Raw genomic sequence first — 15,813 nt, forward strand, 5'->3', positions numbered from 1 at the left:
TTTGCCAGCGGGCCTTTTTTTATGCGGTCAACAGACTAAGCGGCGGTCAATGCCAAGGTTTTGCGCGGCGCAGGCAAACGTCCAGTAGAGCGCTCGCCCACCACAGCGGCATCACCCGCCAGCGTGAAGATGGCCACCGTCTGCACCAACTGCTGGGCTTGGTTTTCCAGGCTTTGCGCGGCGGCGGCGCTCTCTTCCACCAGGGCGGCGTTTTGCTGGGTGGAGTTGTCCAGCTGCGCCACCGCTTGGCTGATCTGCGTGACGCCCGTGCTTTGCTCGGCACTGGCGGCACTGATGTCGCTGACGATCAGGCTCACGCGGTGAATCGCCTCCACCACCTCTTGCATGGTGTGACCGGCTTGGTCGACCAGGGCTGTGCCCTGCCCCACTTGTGCCACGCTGTCGTTGATCAAGGCCTTGATTTCTTTGGCAGCACCGGCACTGCGCTGCGCCAGGCTGCGCACTTCGCTGGCCACCACCGCAAAGCCGCGCCCTTGCTCACCGGCGCGCGCGGCTTCTACCGCCGCGTTCAGCGCCAGGATGTTGGTTTGGAACGCAATGCCGTCGATCACGCTGATGATGTCGGCAATCTTGTTCGAGCTTTGGTTGATGCCGCGCATGGTGCTGACCACTTGCGACACCACCTCGCCACCCTTGGTGGCCACGCCCGAGGCATCTTGTGCCAGTTGGCTGGCGGTTCTAGCGTTGTCGGCGTTGTGGCGCACGGTGGTGCTGAACTCGGTCATGGTGGCAGCGGTTTCTTGCAGCGCGCTGGCTTGCTGCTCGGTGCGCAGGCTCAGGTCGGCGTTACCGGTGGAGATTTGCGCCGAGCCGGTGGCAATGGAATCAGACGCACCACGCACCTGCCCCACGATGTGCACCAGGCTTTGCTGCATGGCACCCAACGACGCCAACACGCTGCCCGCCGGCGCGTTTTGCACGCCCACCACGGGGCGCAAATCGCCGTCGGCCACGCGTTGCGCTGCTTCGCCCAGGGTGCCGGGTTCGGCGCCCAGCGAACGCGACAAACTGCGCGTGAGCCAGATGCCTGCCACGGCTGCTGCCGCAAAAGCCAGCACGCAGGCTGCCACCAACAAGCGCCGCGCCACTACAAACTGCGCCTCTGCCTCGGCAATCAGTTGCTGCGCGCGGGCCTCGGTGGTGCGCGAGAACTCTTCAGCCTTGCCCACCAGCGCCGCCAGCAGCGGGCGGCACTCATCGTTCATTTTGAGAATGGCTTCTTCGCGCTTCTGCTGCAGCGCCAGATCGACAATGGCCAGCGCCACCGGGCCGTAGGCGCCCTCAATCTTGTCGATCTCGGCCACCAGTTGTTTGTCTGTGGCGGTCACGCCGGGCTGCGACATTTGTTCCTTTAGCTTGGCCAAGCGCGCCAGCACGTCACTGTGTGCGGCCACCACCGCCGCCTTTTCAACGGCAATGTCCGCAGGCTTGGTGACCAGTACCAGGTTGCGCGCCGCTATGGCGCGGCGGTCGACTGCCGTGCGCACCTGCTCGGCCAATTGGGCGCGGGCATCGATGCCATCGACAAAGCCCACGAAAACGCGGTTGGCGTCACTTAATTCTTTAACCGCCAAACCAGAGGTGAGCAAAACCAGAAAAGCCAGACCACCAAAAGCGGCCGTGAGCTTGGTTCGTACAGTCCATTGCGCAGACGTCGACATCGTTCATTCCATTCGCTACAAAAACTTGGGGAAAGCCAGCCGCACTTGCCCAAGCCCTGACGCAACGCGATAACGCACCATCGTGAACCATTTAAGACAAAAGCTGCACCAATTGCCGCCATCTCACATTCAACCTATTTGGTTTGCTGTTTGATCGGTGGCACGGGAATGTAATTTATTTGTCAATCAAATGCGAACTATTTCTAATGGTTTAGCCATCAATCTGCGCAAATGATTTCTTTTGATTGATTTATCAGGCGAACTGGCCGTTAAACCTTGACTGGCGCGGCTTTCACCCAATCGATAAACGCACGCAAAGCCGGGCTGACTTGCCGGCGGCCCGGGTAATAAAGCTGAAAAACCGGTTCTGGCGGGCACCAATCCAGCAGCGCTTGCACCAAATTGCCGCGTTGAATGTCTGCGGCCGCCATGGCTTCATAGACATACGCCCAACCCACACCACCAAGCGCGGCGCCCAAGGCCAAACGCTGGTCGTCGACGGTGAGCGGGCCGTTGACGTCTAGCGCCTTGGCCACGTCGCCCTTGCGAAACTGCCAGTGGTACAACGCACCGCTGGGAAAGCGCTGGCGCACACACGGGCGCACCAGCAAATCCTCGGGCACCAGCGGCACGCCGTGCGCTTGGGCCACGGCGGGGGTGGCCACCACCGTGAAGCGCTGCTCCGGCCCCACGGGCACCGCCACCATGTCGCGCGGCAACGACTCGGGAAAACGCACACCAGCATCAAAGCCGCCGGGCACGATATCGGCCATGGCATCTTGTGTGCTCACCTCCAAATGAATGCCGGGATGCGCGCTCAAAAAACCACCCAGCAGCGGCTCGATCCACAAGCTGGCGGCACTGCGTGGCAGGTTGAGCCGCAGCGTGCCGCGCACCTCAGTTTGAAATTGCCCGACGTTGGCCATGGCCGCGTCCAGCCCTGCGAGCAGCGGGCGCAACTCGGCCAGCAGTTGTTTGCCCGCCTCGGTGGGCGCCACACTGCGCGTGGTGCGCTGCAACAGCGGCACGCCGAGCGACTGCTCCAGCGTGCGCACCGCCTGGCTCAAGGCCGAGGGCGACACATTCATGACGACGGCAGCACGGCGAAAGCTGGCCCATTCGGCCACGGCAGCCAGGGCACGGAGATGCAGGAGTTCGGGGGTTGGCATAGGCGGCATTGTGTAGCCAGAATGCACAGTGCGTGCGATCAAATGCGAATTGTGCGGCAGGCATGGATGGCAGATGATCACCTCTTTGCCAACCCAACGCCGCATCACCATGACAAACCCAACCACCATTACCCGCCCACTAACCCGCCCGCTCGCCGGCCACCATGTCCACCCCCTCGGCCTGGGCTGCATGGGCATGAGTGAGTTCTACGGCCAGCACGACGACGCCGAATCCGTGGCCACCTTGCACGCCGCGCGCAACCTGGGCGTGACCCATTTCGACACGGCCGACACCTATGGCTTTGGCCACAACGAAGAGTTGCTGGGGCGCTTTCTGCGCGAGCTGTCGCCCAGCCAACGCGCCGAATTGGTGGTGGCCACCAAGTTCGGCATCGTGCGCCAGCCCGGCCAATACGAGCGCCGCATCGACAACTCACCGGCCTACATCCGCACCGCGGTAGAAGCCTCGCTGCGCCGCCTGGGCGTGGAACGTATCGACCTGTACTACTGCCACCGCCGCAACCCCGACGTGCCGGTGGAAGACATGATGGGCGCACTGGCTGACCTGGTGCAAGCAGGCAAGATTGCAGCGATCGGCCTGTCTGAAGTCAGCGCCGACACCCTGCGTGCCGCGCACGCGGTGCACCCGGTGGCCGCCGTGCAAAGCGAGTATTCGCTGTGGGAGCGCGGCGCCGAAGCCAACGTCCTCCCCGCCACCCGCGCACTGGGCACCGCCTTTGTCGCCTACAGCCCGCTGGGCCGCGCGTTCTTGACCAACCAACCGCCGGCCAACGACACCCTGGCCGCCGACGACTTTCGCCGCGCACTGCCGCGTTTTCAAGGCGAAGCCGGCCAGGCCAACCAGCAGTTGCACGCCACCATGGCCGACTTCGCTAACCAGCTCGGCCAACCCGTGGCCGCCATCGCACTGGCCTGGGTGCTGCAAAGCCAACCGCACGTGCTGCCGATCCCTGGTACGCGGCGCCAGCACCATCTGGCGCAGAACCTGGCGGCCACCACACTGGTATTGCCGGATGCGGTGATGCAGCAGCTCAACACCTTGTTTGCGCCCGGCAGCGTGCAAGGCGCGCGTTATCCAGATGCGGGTTGGGCGGGTGTGGAGACGCGCTAGACTGCATCCTTCCCTTCACCGTCCCTTCACACCACTCACGCCCACATGAAAGGCTCCCCATGTTTGAACTTGCAACTTTGGGCGCCTTTGTGGCGGTGGTGCTGGGCCTGTTTCTAATCCCCGGCCCCGCTGTGCTGCTGGTGCTGACGCGCACCGTGCAAGGCGGACGCAAGGTCGGCATTGCCACTGGCCTGGGCGTGGCCGCAGGCGACTTCATCCACACCCTATGCGCGGCCGTGGGTTTGTCAGCGTTGCTGATGACCTCGGCCCTGGCTTTCAACGTGGTGAAGTGGGCCGGGGCGGCGTATCTGGTCTACCTGGGCATTCGCGCACTGCGCGCCAAGGCCGCTGACAACACCGCAAGCGCCAGCGACTTGCCGGTGGCCAAGGTGGTCACAGCCTCACAAGCCTTTTTGCAAGCCATCCCCGCCGAACTGCTCAACCCCAAAACTGCGCTGTTCTTTCTGGCTTTCCTGCCGCAGTTTGTGCACCCCGAACACGGTTCGACCTTCCTGCAATTCAGCGTCTTGGGGCTGATTTTCGTGGGGCTGAGCGCGCTGTACACCACGCTATTGGTGCTGTCTATGCGCCCTCTGGGCCGCTTGGTCAAACGCATGGCGTGGCTCAGCCGCTGGCAGCACAAGATCATTGGCGTGCTGTTCATCTCGCTGGGTTTGCGCGTCGCGCTGCAGTCCCGATGAGGCGCTAGGCGTCAGGTGAAAGCTTGTCCCAAAATGATCTAATCTGGTCTTTTGGCGCCTTTTGTATTGGCCGCTGCCGCAGCACAATCAAGCGCAACAAGCTTCTCCATCTGAAAGTACTGCGCCATGAAAAAATGTCTCATAGTGATCGACGTGCAAGAGTCGTTTCGCCACCGCCCGTTCTTTACAGCCGATGCCCTGCCCGCCTATCTGCAAGCGCAAAACGCGCTGATTGAAGGCTGTGTGCGCGCAGGCGTGCCGGTGGTGCGTGTATTGCACAGCAGCGGAGCCAACACAGCCGAGAACCCGTTTTCTGCCGCCTCTGGCCACGTGCGCCCGCTGGAAGGTTTGGTCGATTTCACACCCGCAGCAACCTTCACCAAAAGCCGCCACAGCGCGCTGGTGGGCACTGGGCTGGATGTGTGGCTCACACAAAACGGCGTGCAGCGTTTGCTGGTCAGCGGCATCCGCACCGAGCAATGCTGCGAAACCACCACGCGCCACGCGTCCGACCTGGGCTGGGAAGTGGACTTTGTACTGGACGCCAACCACACCTGGGACATGACGCAGGCCGATGGCAGCACGCTGCGCGCTGCAGACATCAACGCCCGCACTGCTACCGTCTTGTCGGGCCGCTTTGCGCGCATCGTCAACACCGCGCAGGCTCTTGAAGAACTGGCGGTGGCCGCATGACCCTGCAAGTCCAAATCCTCGCGTTTGACGACGTTGAAGCGCTTGACCTGGCCGGCCCGTACGAGGTCTTCACCACCGCCACACGCATGGGACTGCGCGTGCGGCCTGACGCGGCGCCGCTGTTCAACGTGGTGTGCGTGGCGCGGGGCGACGCCCCCGTGCGCGCCCGCGCGGGCTTGGCCATCGTGGCCGAGCACACATTCGCCAACGCGCCCAAGGCCGATGTGCTGATCGTGCCCGGCGGCGTGACCACGCAGGCCGAAGCCTGCCCCGCCACGCTGGCGTGGATTGCCAAGGCCAGCGACCAGGCGCAGATCACCGCATCGGTGTGCACTGGCGCGTTTTTGCTGGCCGAGAGCGGTGTGCTGCCCAAGGGCGAACCCGCCACGGTGACCACGCACTGGGAAGATATTGACGACCTGCGCCAGCGCTACCCGTGGCTGAAGGTGGAAGAAGCGCCGCGCTGGGTGACGCATGGAGAAGGCGGCCGCATCGTCACGTCCGCCGGCATCAGCGCGGGCATCGACATGAGCCTGCATTTGGTGGCACGTCTGGCCAGCCCCGCGTTGGCCGAGCGCACCGCGCGGCAGATGGACTACCCGTACCGGCCCGAGCCGATCTAATCGCGCCTGCTATCGCCATGTCCGCTCCCATCCGCGTCCTGTTCGTCTTGCTCGACCACAGCCTGGTGCTCGACTGGGCAGGCCCGGCGGAGGCGCTGCGCATGGCCAACCAAGACCTACTGAGCAGCGGCGCGCCCGCGCGCTTCACGATGGAATTCGTCAGCCCCACGCCGCAGACGCAGGGCTCGGTGGGGCTCACACTGTCAGGCTTGGCACCGTTGCCAGACCTGTCGGCTGGCAGCCAACCCACATGGGTCGTGCTGGTCGGCATGCCCGGCAGCACCATCGACGTGAGCGGCGATGCGGCGCGGACGCTGTTGCACTGGTTGCGCGGCTTGCGCTTGCAGCGCCAGCGGTTGGAGTTGGTCGCCATTTGCGCAGGCACCTTGCTGGCAGCCCACGCCGGCCTGCTGGCTGGGCGCCGCGCCACCACCCACCATCACCATCTGGCCGAGCTGCAGCAGGTGGAGCCGCGCTGCGACGTGATAGCCAACCGCGTCTTTGTGGACGACGCGCCCATCTACAGCAGCGCGGGTGTGACGGCTGGACTCGACCTGATGCTGCAACGCATTGCCGACCACTGCGGCGAAGCGTTGGCCGCGCGTGTGGCGCAGCGCATGGTGGTGGCGCAGCGGCGTAGCGCGCAAGACCCAGAACTCTCGCCCTTTCTCGCCCACCGCAACCATTTGCACGCTGCCTTGCACCGCCTGCAAGACGCGGTGAGCGCGCAGCCGCAAGACGACTGGAGCGTGCCACGCATGGCCGCGCTGGTGCACGTGTCGCCTCGGCATTTGGCGCGGCTGTTTTTGGAGCACACGGGCGTGTCGCCGCTGCAATACTTGCGTAGTCTGCGTTTGGCGCTGGCCGAACGCGTGTTGCGCGCGGGTGGCAACGTCACGCAAGCAGCGGCCGACGCGGGGTTTACTTCAGATACGCAACTGCGGCGCACCTGGCGCCAGGCGGGACGTAATGCGCCGCCATCGCAGTGGCCGCGCGGGAGCAGCGGTACCGCACGCCGTACGGGCCTTCAATAGCTATTAAATGAAGAGCTGTTTGCGCATACTCAGAAAGCGCTAGAGGGCTTTTTTTTTCAAGCCCTCAACAAGGGCGTTTCAAGCCGGCTGATCGGCCATCACCGTCGCCAACACCTTGTCGACACGACGACCATCCATGTCCACCACCTCGAACACCCAACCCGCACACTCGATGGTCTCGCCCACGGTGGGCAAGTGCCCAGACACCGACAGCAGCAAGCCGGCCACGGTGTTGTAGCGGCCACGGTCTTCTTCGGGCAGCTCGGCGCGGATGTCGAGCTGGCTCTTCATCTCGCCCACGGGCATCAGGCCGTCCAGCAACCAACTGCCGTCGGCACGCTGCGTGGCCCAGGCATCGCCCTCGGTTTGCGGGCGCAATTCGCCGGTGATAGCCTCCAGCAGGTCGCGCGGCGTCATCATGCCCTGCACCACGCCGTATTCATCGACCACAAACACCACGCGTGCGGACTTGGCGCGGAACTGCTCCAGCAACTCCATGCCGCTCAAGGTTTCGGGTAAGAAAGCGGCGGGCTGGGCGTGTGCATCAATGCTGCCGACATGCGCCGTGCCCAATTCGAGCAAGCGCGCCACGCTGATCACGCCCATCACGTCATCAAGCGAGCCACGGCATACGGGGTACCAGGAATGCGTGGTGCGCTCGCCACCGCTGGCGGCTTTGTCCAAAGCTTGGGCCACGGTGTCGCTGGCCTCCAGCCAATCCATATCGGCACGCGGCACCATCAGCGACGTGAGCGGGCGGTCATCCAGATGGAACACGTTCTGCACCATGCGGTGTTCGTGTTCCTCAATCACACCGGCCTCGCGGCCTTCGTCCAGGCTGGCGGTGATCTCTTCTTCGGTCATGGAACGACCCGCCGCGTTGTCGACGCGCAGCAGTTTCAACACCGCCAACGTGCTGATGGACAGCAAACGCACAAACGGCTTGGCCACGCGCGCCACCCAGGTCATGGGCCGCGCCACAAAGCGCGCCACAGGCTCGGGGTAGAGCTGCCCAATGCGCTTGGGGACCAGCTCGCCAAACACAATGGTGACAAAGGTGATCACGGTGATCACCAGTGCCGTGGCCGTGATTTCGGCCGGTTGCCCCGGAACCCCCAGACCCTGCAGCCAATGGGCCAGGCTGTCGCTGAAGGCGGCCTCACCCAAAATGCCGTTGAGCATGCCGATGGACGTGATGCCCACCTGCACAGAGGATAAAAACTGCGTGGGGTCTTCCAGCAATTGGAGCGCGGCCTGCGCGCCCTTGTCGCCACTTTCGGCCATTGCCGTCAGCCGCGCCTTGCGGCTGGATGCGAGTGCCAACTCGGACATGGCAAACACACCATTGAGCAATGTCAAAAAAGCGATCAGCAGGAAATCCATGGAACCAATGTAAGAATGAATACCATGGCAATGTACTTCATCATTGACACGCGGCTTGATTCAGAAAGGCCCCAAGCACAGGCGTACGCTGGAACTGCTTTAGGTGCGGACTGTCTTTCCTCATCGTCACCCGTGAGATCGTGCAACGCGATACACCGAACATTTCAGCCAACACCCACACCGGCCAACCCTCTTTTCTAGCCCGGTAAATCACCTCAGACTCCCACGGCGTAAAAGCCACGCGAGCACCACCCCAACGAACACCACGACGACGCGCAGCCACCTGCCCCGCTATCGCACGTTGACGAATGATTGAGCGCTCAAGCTGAGCAACAGCGCCGAGTATCTGAACGATGAATTCACCGATGGGACCGGTGGTGTCAAAACACTCTGTGAGTGACCGAATCGACGCTCCAACAGCGGCCACGCTTTCGAGAATTTCCAATAGGTCTTTGAGCGACCTAGCCACTCGATCAAGCTTGTAAACCATCACCACATCACCAGGGCCGACCTCAGAAAGCAACTGCCGCAACGTAGGCCGCTTGCCGACCGAACTAGCCTTCTCGGAATAAACGACACGGACACCAGCAGACCTCAAAGCATCAAGCTGCAAGTCGGTTTCTTGTTTGTTAGATGAGACACGCGCATAACCAATCAGCATCGATCAACTCCTTTGTAACGGACTAAAAATCTACATGTCCTAGCCAAAACCAAAAGGCCAAAAAGCGCGTGCCGCTACGCAGAAAACCTGACATTTTTACGAGTGCCGCTCACTTAAAGAAATCCACCCGTGGCCGAGGTCCCCCCTCTTTCCTAAATGCCTCTAACTCACGTTTTTGCTGTTGAATGACTTGCTGCTGAGCAGCCATTTGCCTCTCAAGAAGGACGACATACTTACGCTGTTCAATAAATTTGAAAGCAAAAAACACGACCCCCAGCAGGCCTACCCAAACAACGACCTGTTTAATCCAGCCAGAGGGCGCTCCAGACCCATCAGGAGGCCCAGAACGGCGCCTAAACATTCTGGGCATATAAACAGACCGCTGAGGGTCATATCGCATGCCGTTCTTTTCTGCGTAATCTTGCCTGTAGTAGTCACGGTCCTGAATACCCATCGAGTACCTCCAGACCGCAATGTATCAAAGCGATTCAAACAGGAGACCTCCCCCTATCGACACAAAGCCAAGTCGCATCCTTGTACTTATTCAGCCGGTGCGAAACGAGCACATCACCCTCACCGAGTTCAAAGCACACCGCGATAGCTTCAGCGAACGTGCAGCCGCGTAAGTACATCACTTCAGACTTAGCCACCGCCTGCCCCACAGAGCGGCTGTAGCGGTTGCTGCCAGGGGGCGATTCTTCAAAGTCTTTCATGATGTACTTGGACACGTAGGCCGCCACCTGAGCCAGCCCCCGGTGCGTTGCGCGACCACCAAAGCGCGATTTACCGCCGACGAAGCACAGACCGTTGTTGTCCCCCACGATGGAGCGCCAGACCTTGGTGCCGAGTTCCCAAGCCTTGACCTTGACACCTTTAAACGTCGCGTGCGTGGGCAGCTTGTGTGTGGCGAGGTGGACATGCATTGCGCCCCTCTCCTGCCGCTCAAAGCTGGCGACGTAGCGAAAGCCAGGAAGGGCACGCGACATGCGGCGCACCCACTCTTTGAAGTGCTTTTTGCACAGCGCGCGGCTCAACTGGTTTTCGCGGTACGTGAGCGTTAGAAGCTCATCAAATTTTTCTTGAATGATGGCCCTGCGGCACTGCTGTTTGGCACGCGTGGCCGAGCGCTTCAGGTTCTTTAGATCGCGCTCTTTGATCTCCTCGAGCACTTCCGCGATCATCTTCTCAACGAGCTTGCCAGGGGCACGCTCACGAGACACCAGCAAGGCCGCTAAACGGTCCTCTAGCGTCTCCTTTTCCTGCACGTAGTGGAAGCCGTGGTCTGCGACCTCTTCCCACTTCGTGACGGGCCGTAGCGAGCGCTCTAGCACGCCGTTGCACTCCCAAGTGCGAACTTCGAACTCATCGTCAGCCCTGTGGCCTTCCATCTCGATACCGAATACAATTTTTCTCATTGCAGCGCTCCTAACGTTTAGCTGTGATCACGTCCCCGAACGGTTGCCGCCGTTGCGGGGATATTTTTTTAACCGGCTACGCCGGGGAAATCCGAACCGCCCAAGGTGTATGTTCCAAAGTGTCTTAGTAATAAATTAGCGGCGCTGCGCGCCGCTTGGCTGCGCTGACGCTTGCCAGCGGCGGCAGGCCAGCCCCCCATCACACAACCCTCATGAACGCCACCAGCCAGCGGATACGGCTTTTCATGGCACGAGGACGAACCAGCAGCAGCGCAGCGCGGCCACGCGGTGAAACAGGGAGGTGCAGAACAGTGCATTTGCGCGTGAGGTGAAACAGTCAGGGGGCGGCAGCGCCGCATACGACCCGCGCGGCTGGCTATGCCGCGGTCATGGCTTGTGGAATGTGGCCACCACATCACCCACCGTGAGGTGGTAAGGCTTAGGGGCATCCACGAAGCCCGTCCACCGACCGGGCGCAGCAGGCGTCGCATGCTCACGCAACGAATCAGGGAGACGAGCCACCAACGTAGGACGGTCAGCGCCAACGCTGGCGAGGCACACCTCAGGCTCTGCGTTGACCTTTGCGCCCTTGCTGTTGAAGCAGCTACAGACGCCACGCATGGACACGCAACCAGCCATCACCTCAGGCGCGTCAACTGGCGTGCCGAGAGGGCCACCACGACGGTTTGGCGGAGGCATGGTGGGAAAGCCGGAACCATAGGGCGCAGACGCTGGCAGGGCTGGTGTGCCCGGCTGTTTTGCGAGCGAGGCCACACCAGTACCAGGAGCCGCGCCACCGTTCGCTACACGGTCCTGTATGCGGCCGTAGACGGTGGGCATGAAGTAGGTGAGGCCGATCAAGCCGGCCGCGATGAACCAAACCAGACCAGGCAGCTTGCGCGGCTGTTTGGTGTGCAACTCAGCACTTTTGTAGAGCTGAAACACAGACTTGTCGTAACGCCAAGGCGACTTGGTGAGGGCCTTGCTGTACATCAGTTGACGGCTCACGTGGTCCCACTCGTACACGATCGTCAAGCCCATATTGCCCATGCGCCGGACGTGCAGATGGCGACCGCCCAAGGCGTGGATATGGCGGTCGACCTGCATCACGTTTTGCGTGATCAAAATGAAGTCGACGCCCATGTGTCGGTGGGTGTCGAGCGCGCTCAAATCCTCAGGCACCTTAGAGCCATTGGGCCGTGGCGGCCATGCGCGTTGCACCTCATCAAACACGATGACAGAGCCGGGTTTGGCCCACTTGTGCCAGTCGTGAAGACCGCCGCCCTCACGCTCATCAATCAACTCGTGGTCGATCAAAAGACCGTTGATGTTGGTGAAGATCGTTCGAGGAATTTGCACCTTGACGCCATCGACCTCTTGCTCGACGAACGTGCCCACCAGAGAGCGCAGCAGCTTGGAAATCGCGTAGAGGGTCTTACCCGCGCCAGGGGTGCCGGTGATGATGGTGATCATGAGGGATTAACACCCAGAATTTTGGTGGCGTTCTGTATCTGCCACAGCATCACACGCACTGCGATGGCACCGAAGATCATGCCCAGAGCGCGGCCACCACCGGCAAACAAAAACAGTTGCAGCATGTCCGCAGGCAGGGTGTTGACGCTGGCAATCATTTGATTTTTAAGCGCCGTGATCGCAGCCTCAAAGCCAGTGATCGAGACAACGCTAAAGCCCAAGGCCGTCAGGATGCGAGCGAGCGCAGGCTGCAGAAGCGACAGGAGCCAAGTGCCGATTTTCATATATCGGCCTTGCCTAGCGCCAGGATCAAAAACGCGGAGTAAGCAGCGGCCAGCAGGAAGATGGGCGCAACACCAGTGTTGATGACCTCACAGGTTTTAGCGAAGTCCCAGACCTTGAGCGACTGGCCGGTGTGCAGCGTGACGATCTTGTCAGCCGGACATGAGCCAGAGCCAAAGATAGATTCCTCTGTGTAGGTGACCGTTTTGGAGACCTTTGGAATCTCACCATCAGGGGTGTCCAGATCGGGCTTGGCACACATCAACGCATCAGGGTTCTGTTTGCAAGGGTCGGTGGCCTCTTCGCTGGGCTTGACGTCACCGCCCGTGGTGGTGTTGTTGATGACGTTATTGGTCGTGTTGTTGATGACCGTGGTCGTCGTGGTGCTGGTCGTCGTGGCCGTGGCCGTGTTGGTGTTGTAGGTGATGTTGGTGGTGTTGCTTGTCGTCTCTTCGACGCGTATCGGCGTGTGCGTTGTCGTGGTGGTGTCACTGGTGCGGTTGGTGTCCGGGTCATAGGTGGACTCGGTGACCGTTTTGTTCGGCTGGTTGACCGGCTTACCGTTGACCGTAGTCGGTGTAGACCCCGTCGTCTCACTGGTCACCGTGGGCGCATTGGGAGCCAAGCCGCTAGGGTTGCCGGGGCGGTATGTCGTGGTGGTAGACACTGGTGGCGTGGGCACCTGCGTGGTGTTTTTGACAGGGGGTTCAGCCGGAGCCGTAGTAGGGCCGGTGATGCCATTGGGCGTGCTGTTGACCTTGGCGCCGGAATCCAGCAGCGCAGGCAAGTACGCAGGCGTGACAGGGCGAGGCTCAAGGTAGGGCGCGATATCGTCCATGGACGCGGGCACCCAAACGCCCTCAGTCACGGCAGCGGACCAGTACTCGATAAACATGTCCACGTTGTTCCGCGGGTAGATCAAGCGCACGCCGTAAATGCACACGTTGTTCTCATATTTCGTGAGGGCGTAGCCCTGCCCGCCAACGTCGATATAGGTTTGCGCGTACGACTGGACCCAGGCGGGATAGCCTTGCAGCTTGTCAGGTGGCATGACACAGGTGCGCTGTGTGTCCAGCACCTCGAAAGGCTTGTCACCAACACCCGACCCCATGCGCGTGTTGTTTTGGTTGACCCACAACTGGAAGGCAGGAATGCCGACCAACAGGGCCAGCCCTACAGGCCCACCAGCCAGCGCACGCGTGGCGGCCAGGATGTTGGCACCCGTGACGAGCCTAGATGCCGTCAAGGCCACAGACGCACCGTTACGCAAGGCAACAGCGCCGGTGTCTTTGACTATGACGTCAGTCGCTGCGCCTGCACTCTGTTGGAAGACACGCGACCAGTTGACACCAGTCGGCGGTTTTGTCACCACGGGGCCGGGGCCGGTCCAGACTTGGATGCCACCCGAGGTGACGAAAGAACCGTAATTTGCGGGGTTCTGTGCGTGGGCTACCTGAAGGCCACCCAGAGCAGCAAGAGCGAGCCCAAGGTGACATAAATTTCGATTGATGAAGGCATGGTATTTAGTCCTCATGTGGGTTCACCCGGAAAAGATTGAGCAGCTCACGTGCGCAAAACACGAGCACTGCTGAAACGAGAAAAAGCCCGAAAAGCATGCCGATATCGGCGACGTTTTCAGGGTCAGGAGGTGCGGCCTTGAGTTCGACCGAAACAGAGCAAGCGCCATCGCAGTTGATGGTTTGACCGCCACCAGCATTTGCGGCTTCGCAAACCTGCGTGATGGGAGCACCGTCGCTGTAATCGACCGACTCAGGATCGTTTGGATCGGCGGCCATGAAGAAGTGACAGATCTCACCATCGTAGGTCGCGGTGTGCGGGTAACCAAAGGACATGGAGTTGCCCCAGGCTGTGCACACACCCTGTGCCGTACTGCCCTTAAAGGCGCTGTTGTAGGGCATCTCGAAAGGAGCTTGCCAACTGTTGCAGGTGTCCATTTTTTCCCCTCAGTAGGCTTACAGATGGAGCCGTGCACAGCCCCATGAATCAGCCAACTAGACCGTTGACTGCTTAACGCCAGCCCATCTTGGAAGCCAGCTTCATCAGACCCCAGATCGTCACACCGGCAGCCATCACCAGAGCGATAGCGGCCAAGGCGTCGGTTTGGTAGCCAGTAATGGCCGTGGTCACGGCGGTGGGCAATTCAGCGTGAGCAGCACCAGCAGCCAACAGGGCGGCAGCTTGGACAACGGCCAGACGGGCCAACAACTTTTTCTTCATAAACACCTCGACGGGTAAACCTGCAAGATCGCAGGCCAAGGCACACCACAGATGCGCCTCAGTCTGGAATCTCAGAAGCGCCAGGGCTTGAGCTTTCGGCGTGCGCGCTGATCGCGGATGAACGACACGAAAGCCCAAACGACGAGCACCAGGGCAGCGGAAATGAAGCCAAACCAGAACGCTGCCCAATCAACGTTGATGTCCATGTTTAACGCCCCAAAGAGCGGTTAAACGCGGACGTGATGGCAGCAGCGATCAACGAGCACACGAGCGCCACAGCCACCAGCAACAAGCACAGACCGAGTACTTGCGATTCCATGGCGTTAGACCTTTGGAGCAGCCACAGGAGCGGCGGGCTTTTCAGGCGTGAGCATGGTGACCATTGCCACCACATCGCCCTTTTGCTCGCCAAAGTCTGGAACGCGCAGACCGTAGCCAACACGGAACAAGCCACTTACACCGGGCTTCAACTGATCGCGCAGTTCAGGAATGATTTGGTCGGAGCGCAACGCGCCAACGGTCATGACAGCGCCCGCGTCATCGAGCACCACGCAAGAGGCTTTGAAGTGGTTGTATTTGTTGCCGGTGCGCTTGCTTGTGCGCTCTTCGTTTTCGACAACGAGGACGTTGATGCGGGAGGAAAAAACTTGGGACATGGTTTGCTTTCTGGAGTTAGTGAGTTAGGCGAACGTGCGCCCGTGAACCCTGCTCGCAAGGCTCAAGGGGACACGCTCACTCGACATAACCAGCAGCACTCAAAAGCGCATCCCACCGCATCTGCGCACGCTCTAAGACGACCTGCCTATCACGCTCGCTCATGCCAGAGTCAGCGACGTTGTAGCCAACCAGCGCATGCACTAACGCTGAGTTGCCCGCAACGAAGATAGGCACGAGGACACGGGGCGAAGGGGTGCAGCCCACCGAGGGTGACTGAGCGCTCACAGCGACAACTCCAGTTGCTTGCAGGCGTTGATATGCGAATACATCGCGAAGCCGCCGCACTTGTGGTTCAGGGTCACAACGCCTTTTTTAGTGACGCTGGCGATGCGGTATTCCACGCCGGACTTAACGACGAGAGAACCGCGTTTGAGGGTGCAGCCCACCGAGGGTGACTCGGCTGATTCAAACAGCGTGCCGTCCTCATCCCTTTGCAGCCGGTCGCCGTGCCACGAATAGCCACGTGGCGCCATGGTTACACGCGTAGGAATGGTGCAGCCCACCGAGGGTGACTCGGCTGATGAGCGACCATCGACTTTGTCTAGGTCCCCCGAGAGGGCTGCGTAAAAAGGGGTGATTTGCATGGGCCGCTCCATGGGGATTAAACTTA

Annotated in this window: 19 protein-coding genes; 5 read left to right on the top strand and 14 right to left on the bottom strand. The window is 61.0% G+C overall.

The window, feature by feature from the left end:
* Positions 1-35: 35 nt before the first annotated feature.
* Together ACPWMG_RS17690 and ACPWMG_RS17695 are read right to left on the bottom strand one after the other, a co-directional pair.
* The gene (locus ACPWMG_RS17690) at positions 36-1,682 is read right to left on the bottom strand and encodes a methyl-accepting chemotaxis protein (RefSeq protein WP_483300800.1); all 1,647 of its coding nucleotides are present in this window, start codon (positions 1,680-1,682) and stop codon (positions 36-38) included.
* Positions 1,683-1,951: 269 nt separating this feature from the next.
* Positions 1,952-2,851, bottom strand: coding sequence for a LysR family transcriptional regulator (locus ACPWMG_RS17695; RefSeq protein WP_483300801.1), 900 nt, complete (start codon positions 2,849-2,851; stop codon positions 1,952-1,954).
* A 109-nt stretch (positions 2,852-2,960) separates the two neighbouring features.
* Here ACPWMG_RS17695 and ACPWMG_RS17700 point away from each other — a divergent pair, with 109 nt between their 5' ends.
* The 5 genes from ACPWMG_RS17700 (at position 2,961) to ACPWMG_RS17720 (ending at position 7,034) form a co-directional block, all read left to right on the top strand.
* Positions 2,961-3,983 carry an aldo/keto reductase gene (locus ACPWMG_RS17700; RefSeq protein WP_483300802.1) on the top strand — a complete coding sequence of 341 codons (1,023 nt, stop codon included), beginning with the start codon at positions 2,961-2,963 and terminating at the stop codon, positions 3,981-3,983.
* Positions 3,984-4,042: 59 nt separating this feature from the next.
* On the top strand, positions 4,043-4,684 hold the full coding sequence (locus ACPWMG_RS17705; RefSeq protein ID WP_483300803.1) for a LysE family translocator: 642 nt from the start codon (positions 4,043-4,045) through the stop codon (positions 4,682-4,684).
* Positions 4,685-4,810: 126 nt separating this feature from the next.
* Complete coding sequence (locus ACPWMG_RS17710; RefSeq protein ID WP_483300804.1) at positions 4,811-5,377, top strand: cysteine hydrolase family protein; 567 nt, start codon at positions 4,811-4,813, stop codon at positions 5,375-5,377.
* On the top strand, positions 5,374-6,000 hold the full coding sequence (locus ACPWMG_RS17715; RefSeq protein ID WP_483300805.1) for a DJ-1/PfpI family protein: 627 nt from the start codon (positions 5,374-5,376) through the stop codon (positions 5,998-6,000). The genes ACPWMG_RS17710 and ACPWMG_RS17715 overlap by 4 nt, the downstream gene beginning before the upstream one ends.
* A 17-nt stretch (positions 6,001-6,017) precedes the next feature.
* Positions 6,018-7,034, top strand: a complete 1,017-nt coding sequence (locus ACPWMG_RS17720) for a GlxA family transcriptional regulator (protein WP_483300806.1) — start codon at positions 6,018-6,020, stop codon at positions 7,032-7,034.
* 78 nt (positions 7,035-7,112) lie between these two features.
* Here the strand turns inward: ACPWMG_RS17720 and ACPWMG_RS17725 are convergent, their stop codons facing one another.
* From ACPWMG_RS17725 to ACPWMG_RS17780, 12 genes are all read right to left on the bottom strand, one after another.
* Positions 7,113-8,417, bottom strand: a complete 1,305-nt coding sequence (locus ACPWMG_RS17725; RefSeq protein WP_483300807.1) for a hemolysin family protein — start codon at positions 8,415-8,417, stop codon at positions 7,113-7,115.
* A gap of 40 nt (positions 8,418-8,457) precedes the next feature.
* The gene (locus ACPWMG_RS17730; protein ID WP_483300808.1) at positions 8,458-9,078 is read right to left on the bottom strand and encodes a recombinase family protein; all 621 of its coding nucleotides are present in this window, start codon (positions 9,076-9,078) and stop codon (positions 8,458-8,460) included.
* 109 nt (positions 9,079-9,187) lie between these two features.
* On the bottom strand, positions 9,188-9,532 hold the full coding sequence (locus ACPWMG_RS17735) for a hypothetical protein (protein WP_483300809.1): 345 nt from the start codon (positions 9,530-9,532) through the stop codon (positions 9,188-9,190).
* Positions 9,533-9,566: 34 nt separating this feature from the next.
* Positions 9,567-10,493: a rolling circle replication-associated protein gene (locus ACPWMG_RS17740; protein ID WP_483300810.1), complete on the bottom strand. Its 927-nt coding sequence runs from the start codon at positions 10,491-10,493 to the stop codon at positions 9,567-9,569.
* A gap of 387 nt (positions 10,494-10,880) precedes the next feature.
* Positions 10,881-11,966 carry a zonular occludens toxin domain-containing protein gene (locus ACPWMG_RS17745; RefSeq protein WP_483300811.1) on the bottom strand — a complete coding sequence of 362 codons (1,086 nt, stop codon included), beginning with the start codon at positions 11,964-11,966 and terminating at the stop codon, positions 10,881-10,883.
* Positions 11,963-12,250: a DUF2523 domain-containing protein gene (locus ACPWMG_RS17750; protein ID WP_483300812.1), complete on the bottom strand. Its 288-nt coding sequence runs from the start codon at positions 12,248-12,250 to the stop codon at positions 11,963-11,965. Before ACPWMG_RS17750 ends, ACPWMG_RS17745 begins: the two co-directional genes overlap by 4 nt.
* Complete coding sequence (locus ACPWMG_RS17755; RefSeq protein ID WP_483300813.1) at positions 12,247-13,620, bottom strand: hypothetical protein; 1,374 nt, start codon at positions 13,618-13,620, stop codon at positions 12,247-12,249. Before ACPWMG_RS17755 ends, ACPWMG_RS17750 begins: the two co-directional genes overlap by 4 nt.
* Positions 13,621-13,771: 151 nt before the next feature.
* A complete protein-coding gene (locus tag ACPWMG_RS17760) occupies positions 13,772-14,203 on the bottom strand; it encodes a hypothetical protein (protein WP_483300814.1) in 432 nt (143 codons plus the stop codon).
* 73 nt (positions 14,204-14,276) lie between these two features.
* Positions 14,277-14,486 carry a major capsid protein gene (locus ACPWMG_RS17765; protein ID WP_483300815.1) on the bottom strand — a complete coding sequence of 70 codons (210 nt, stop codon included), beginning with the start codon at positions 14,484-14,486 and terminating at the stop codon, positions 14,277-14,279.
* 71 nt (positions 14,487-14,557) lie between these two features.
* Positions 14,558-14,692, bottom strand: coding sequence for a hypothetical protein (locus tag ACPWMG_RS17770; RefSeq protein WP_483300816.1), 135 nt, complete (start codon positions 14,690-14,692; stop codon positions 14,558-14,560).
* Between the two features lie 117 nt (positions 14,693-14,809).
* Positions 14,810-15,142: a hypothetical protein gene (locus ACPWMG_RS17775; RefSeq protein ID WP_483300817.1), complete on the bottom strand. Its 333-nt coding sequence runs from the start codon at positions 15,140-15,142 to the stop codon at positions 14,810-14,812.
* Positions 15,143-15,424: 282 nt separating this feature from the next.
* Complete coding sequence (locus ACPWMG_RS17780; RefSeq protein ID WP_483300818.1) at positions 15,425-15,787, bottom strand: hypothetical protein; 363 nt, start codon at positions 15,785-15,787, stop codon at positions 15,425-15,427.
* Positions 15,788-15,813 lie beyond the last annotated feature (26 nt).

It is taken from the genome of Hydrophilobacter chitinilyticus (assembly GCF_049860745.1).
Taxonomy (GTDB): Bacteria; Pseudomonadota; Gammaproteobacteria; order Burkholderiales; family Burkholderiaceae_C; genus Rhodoferax_B.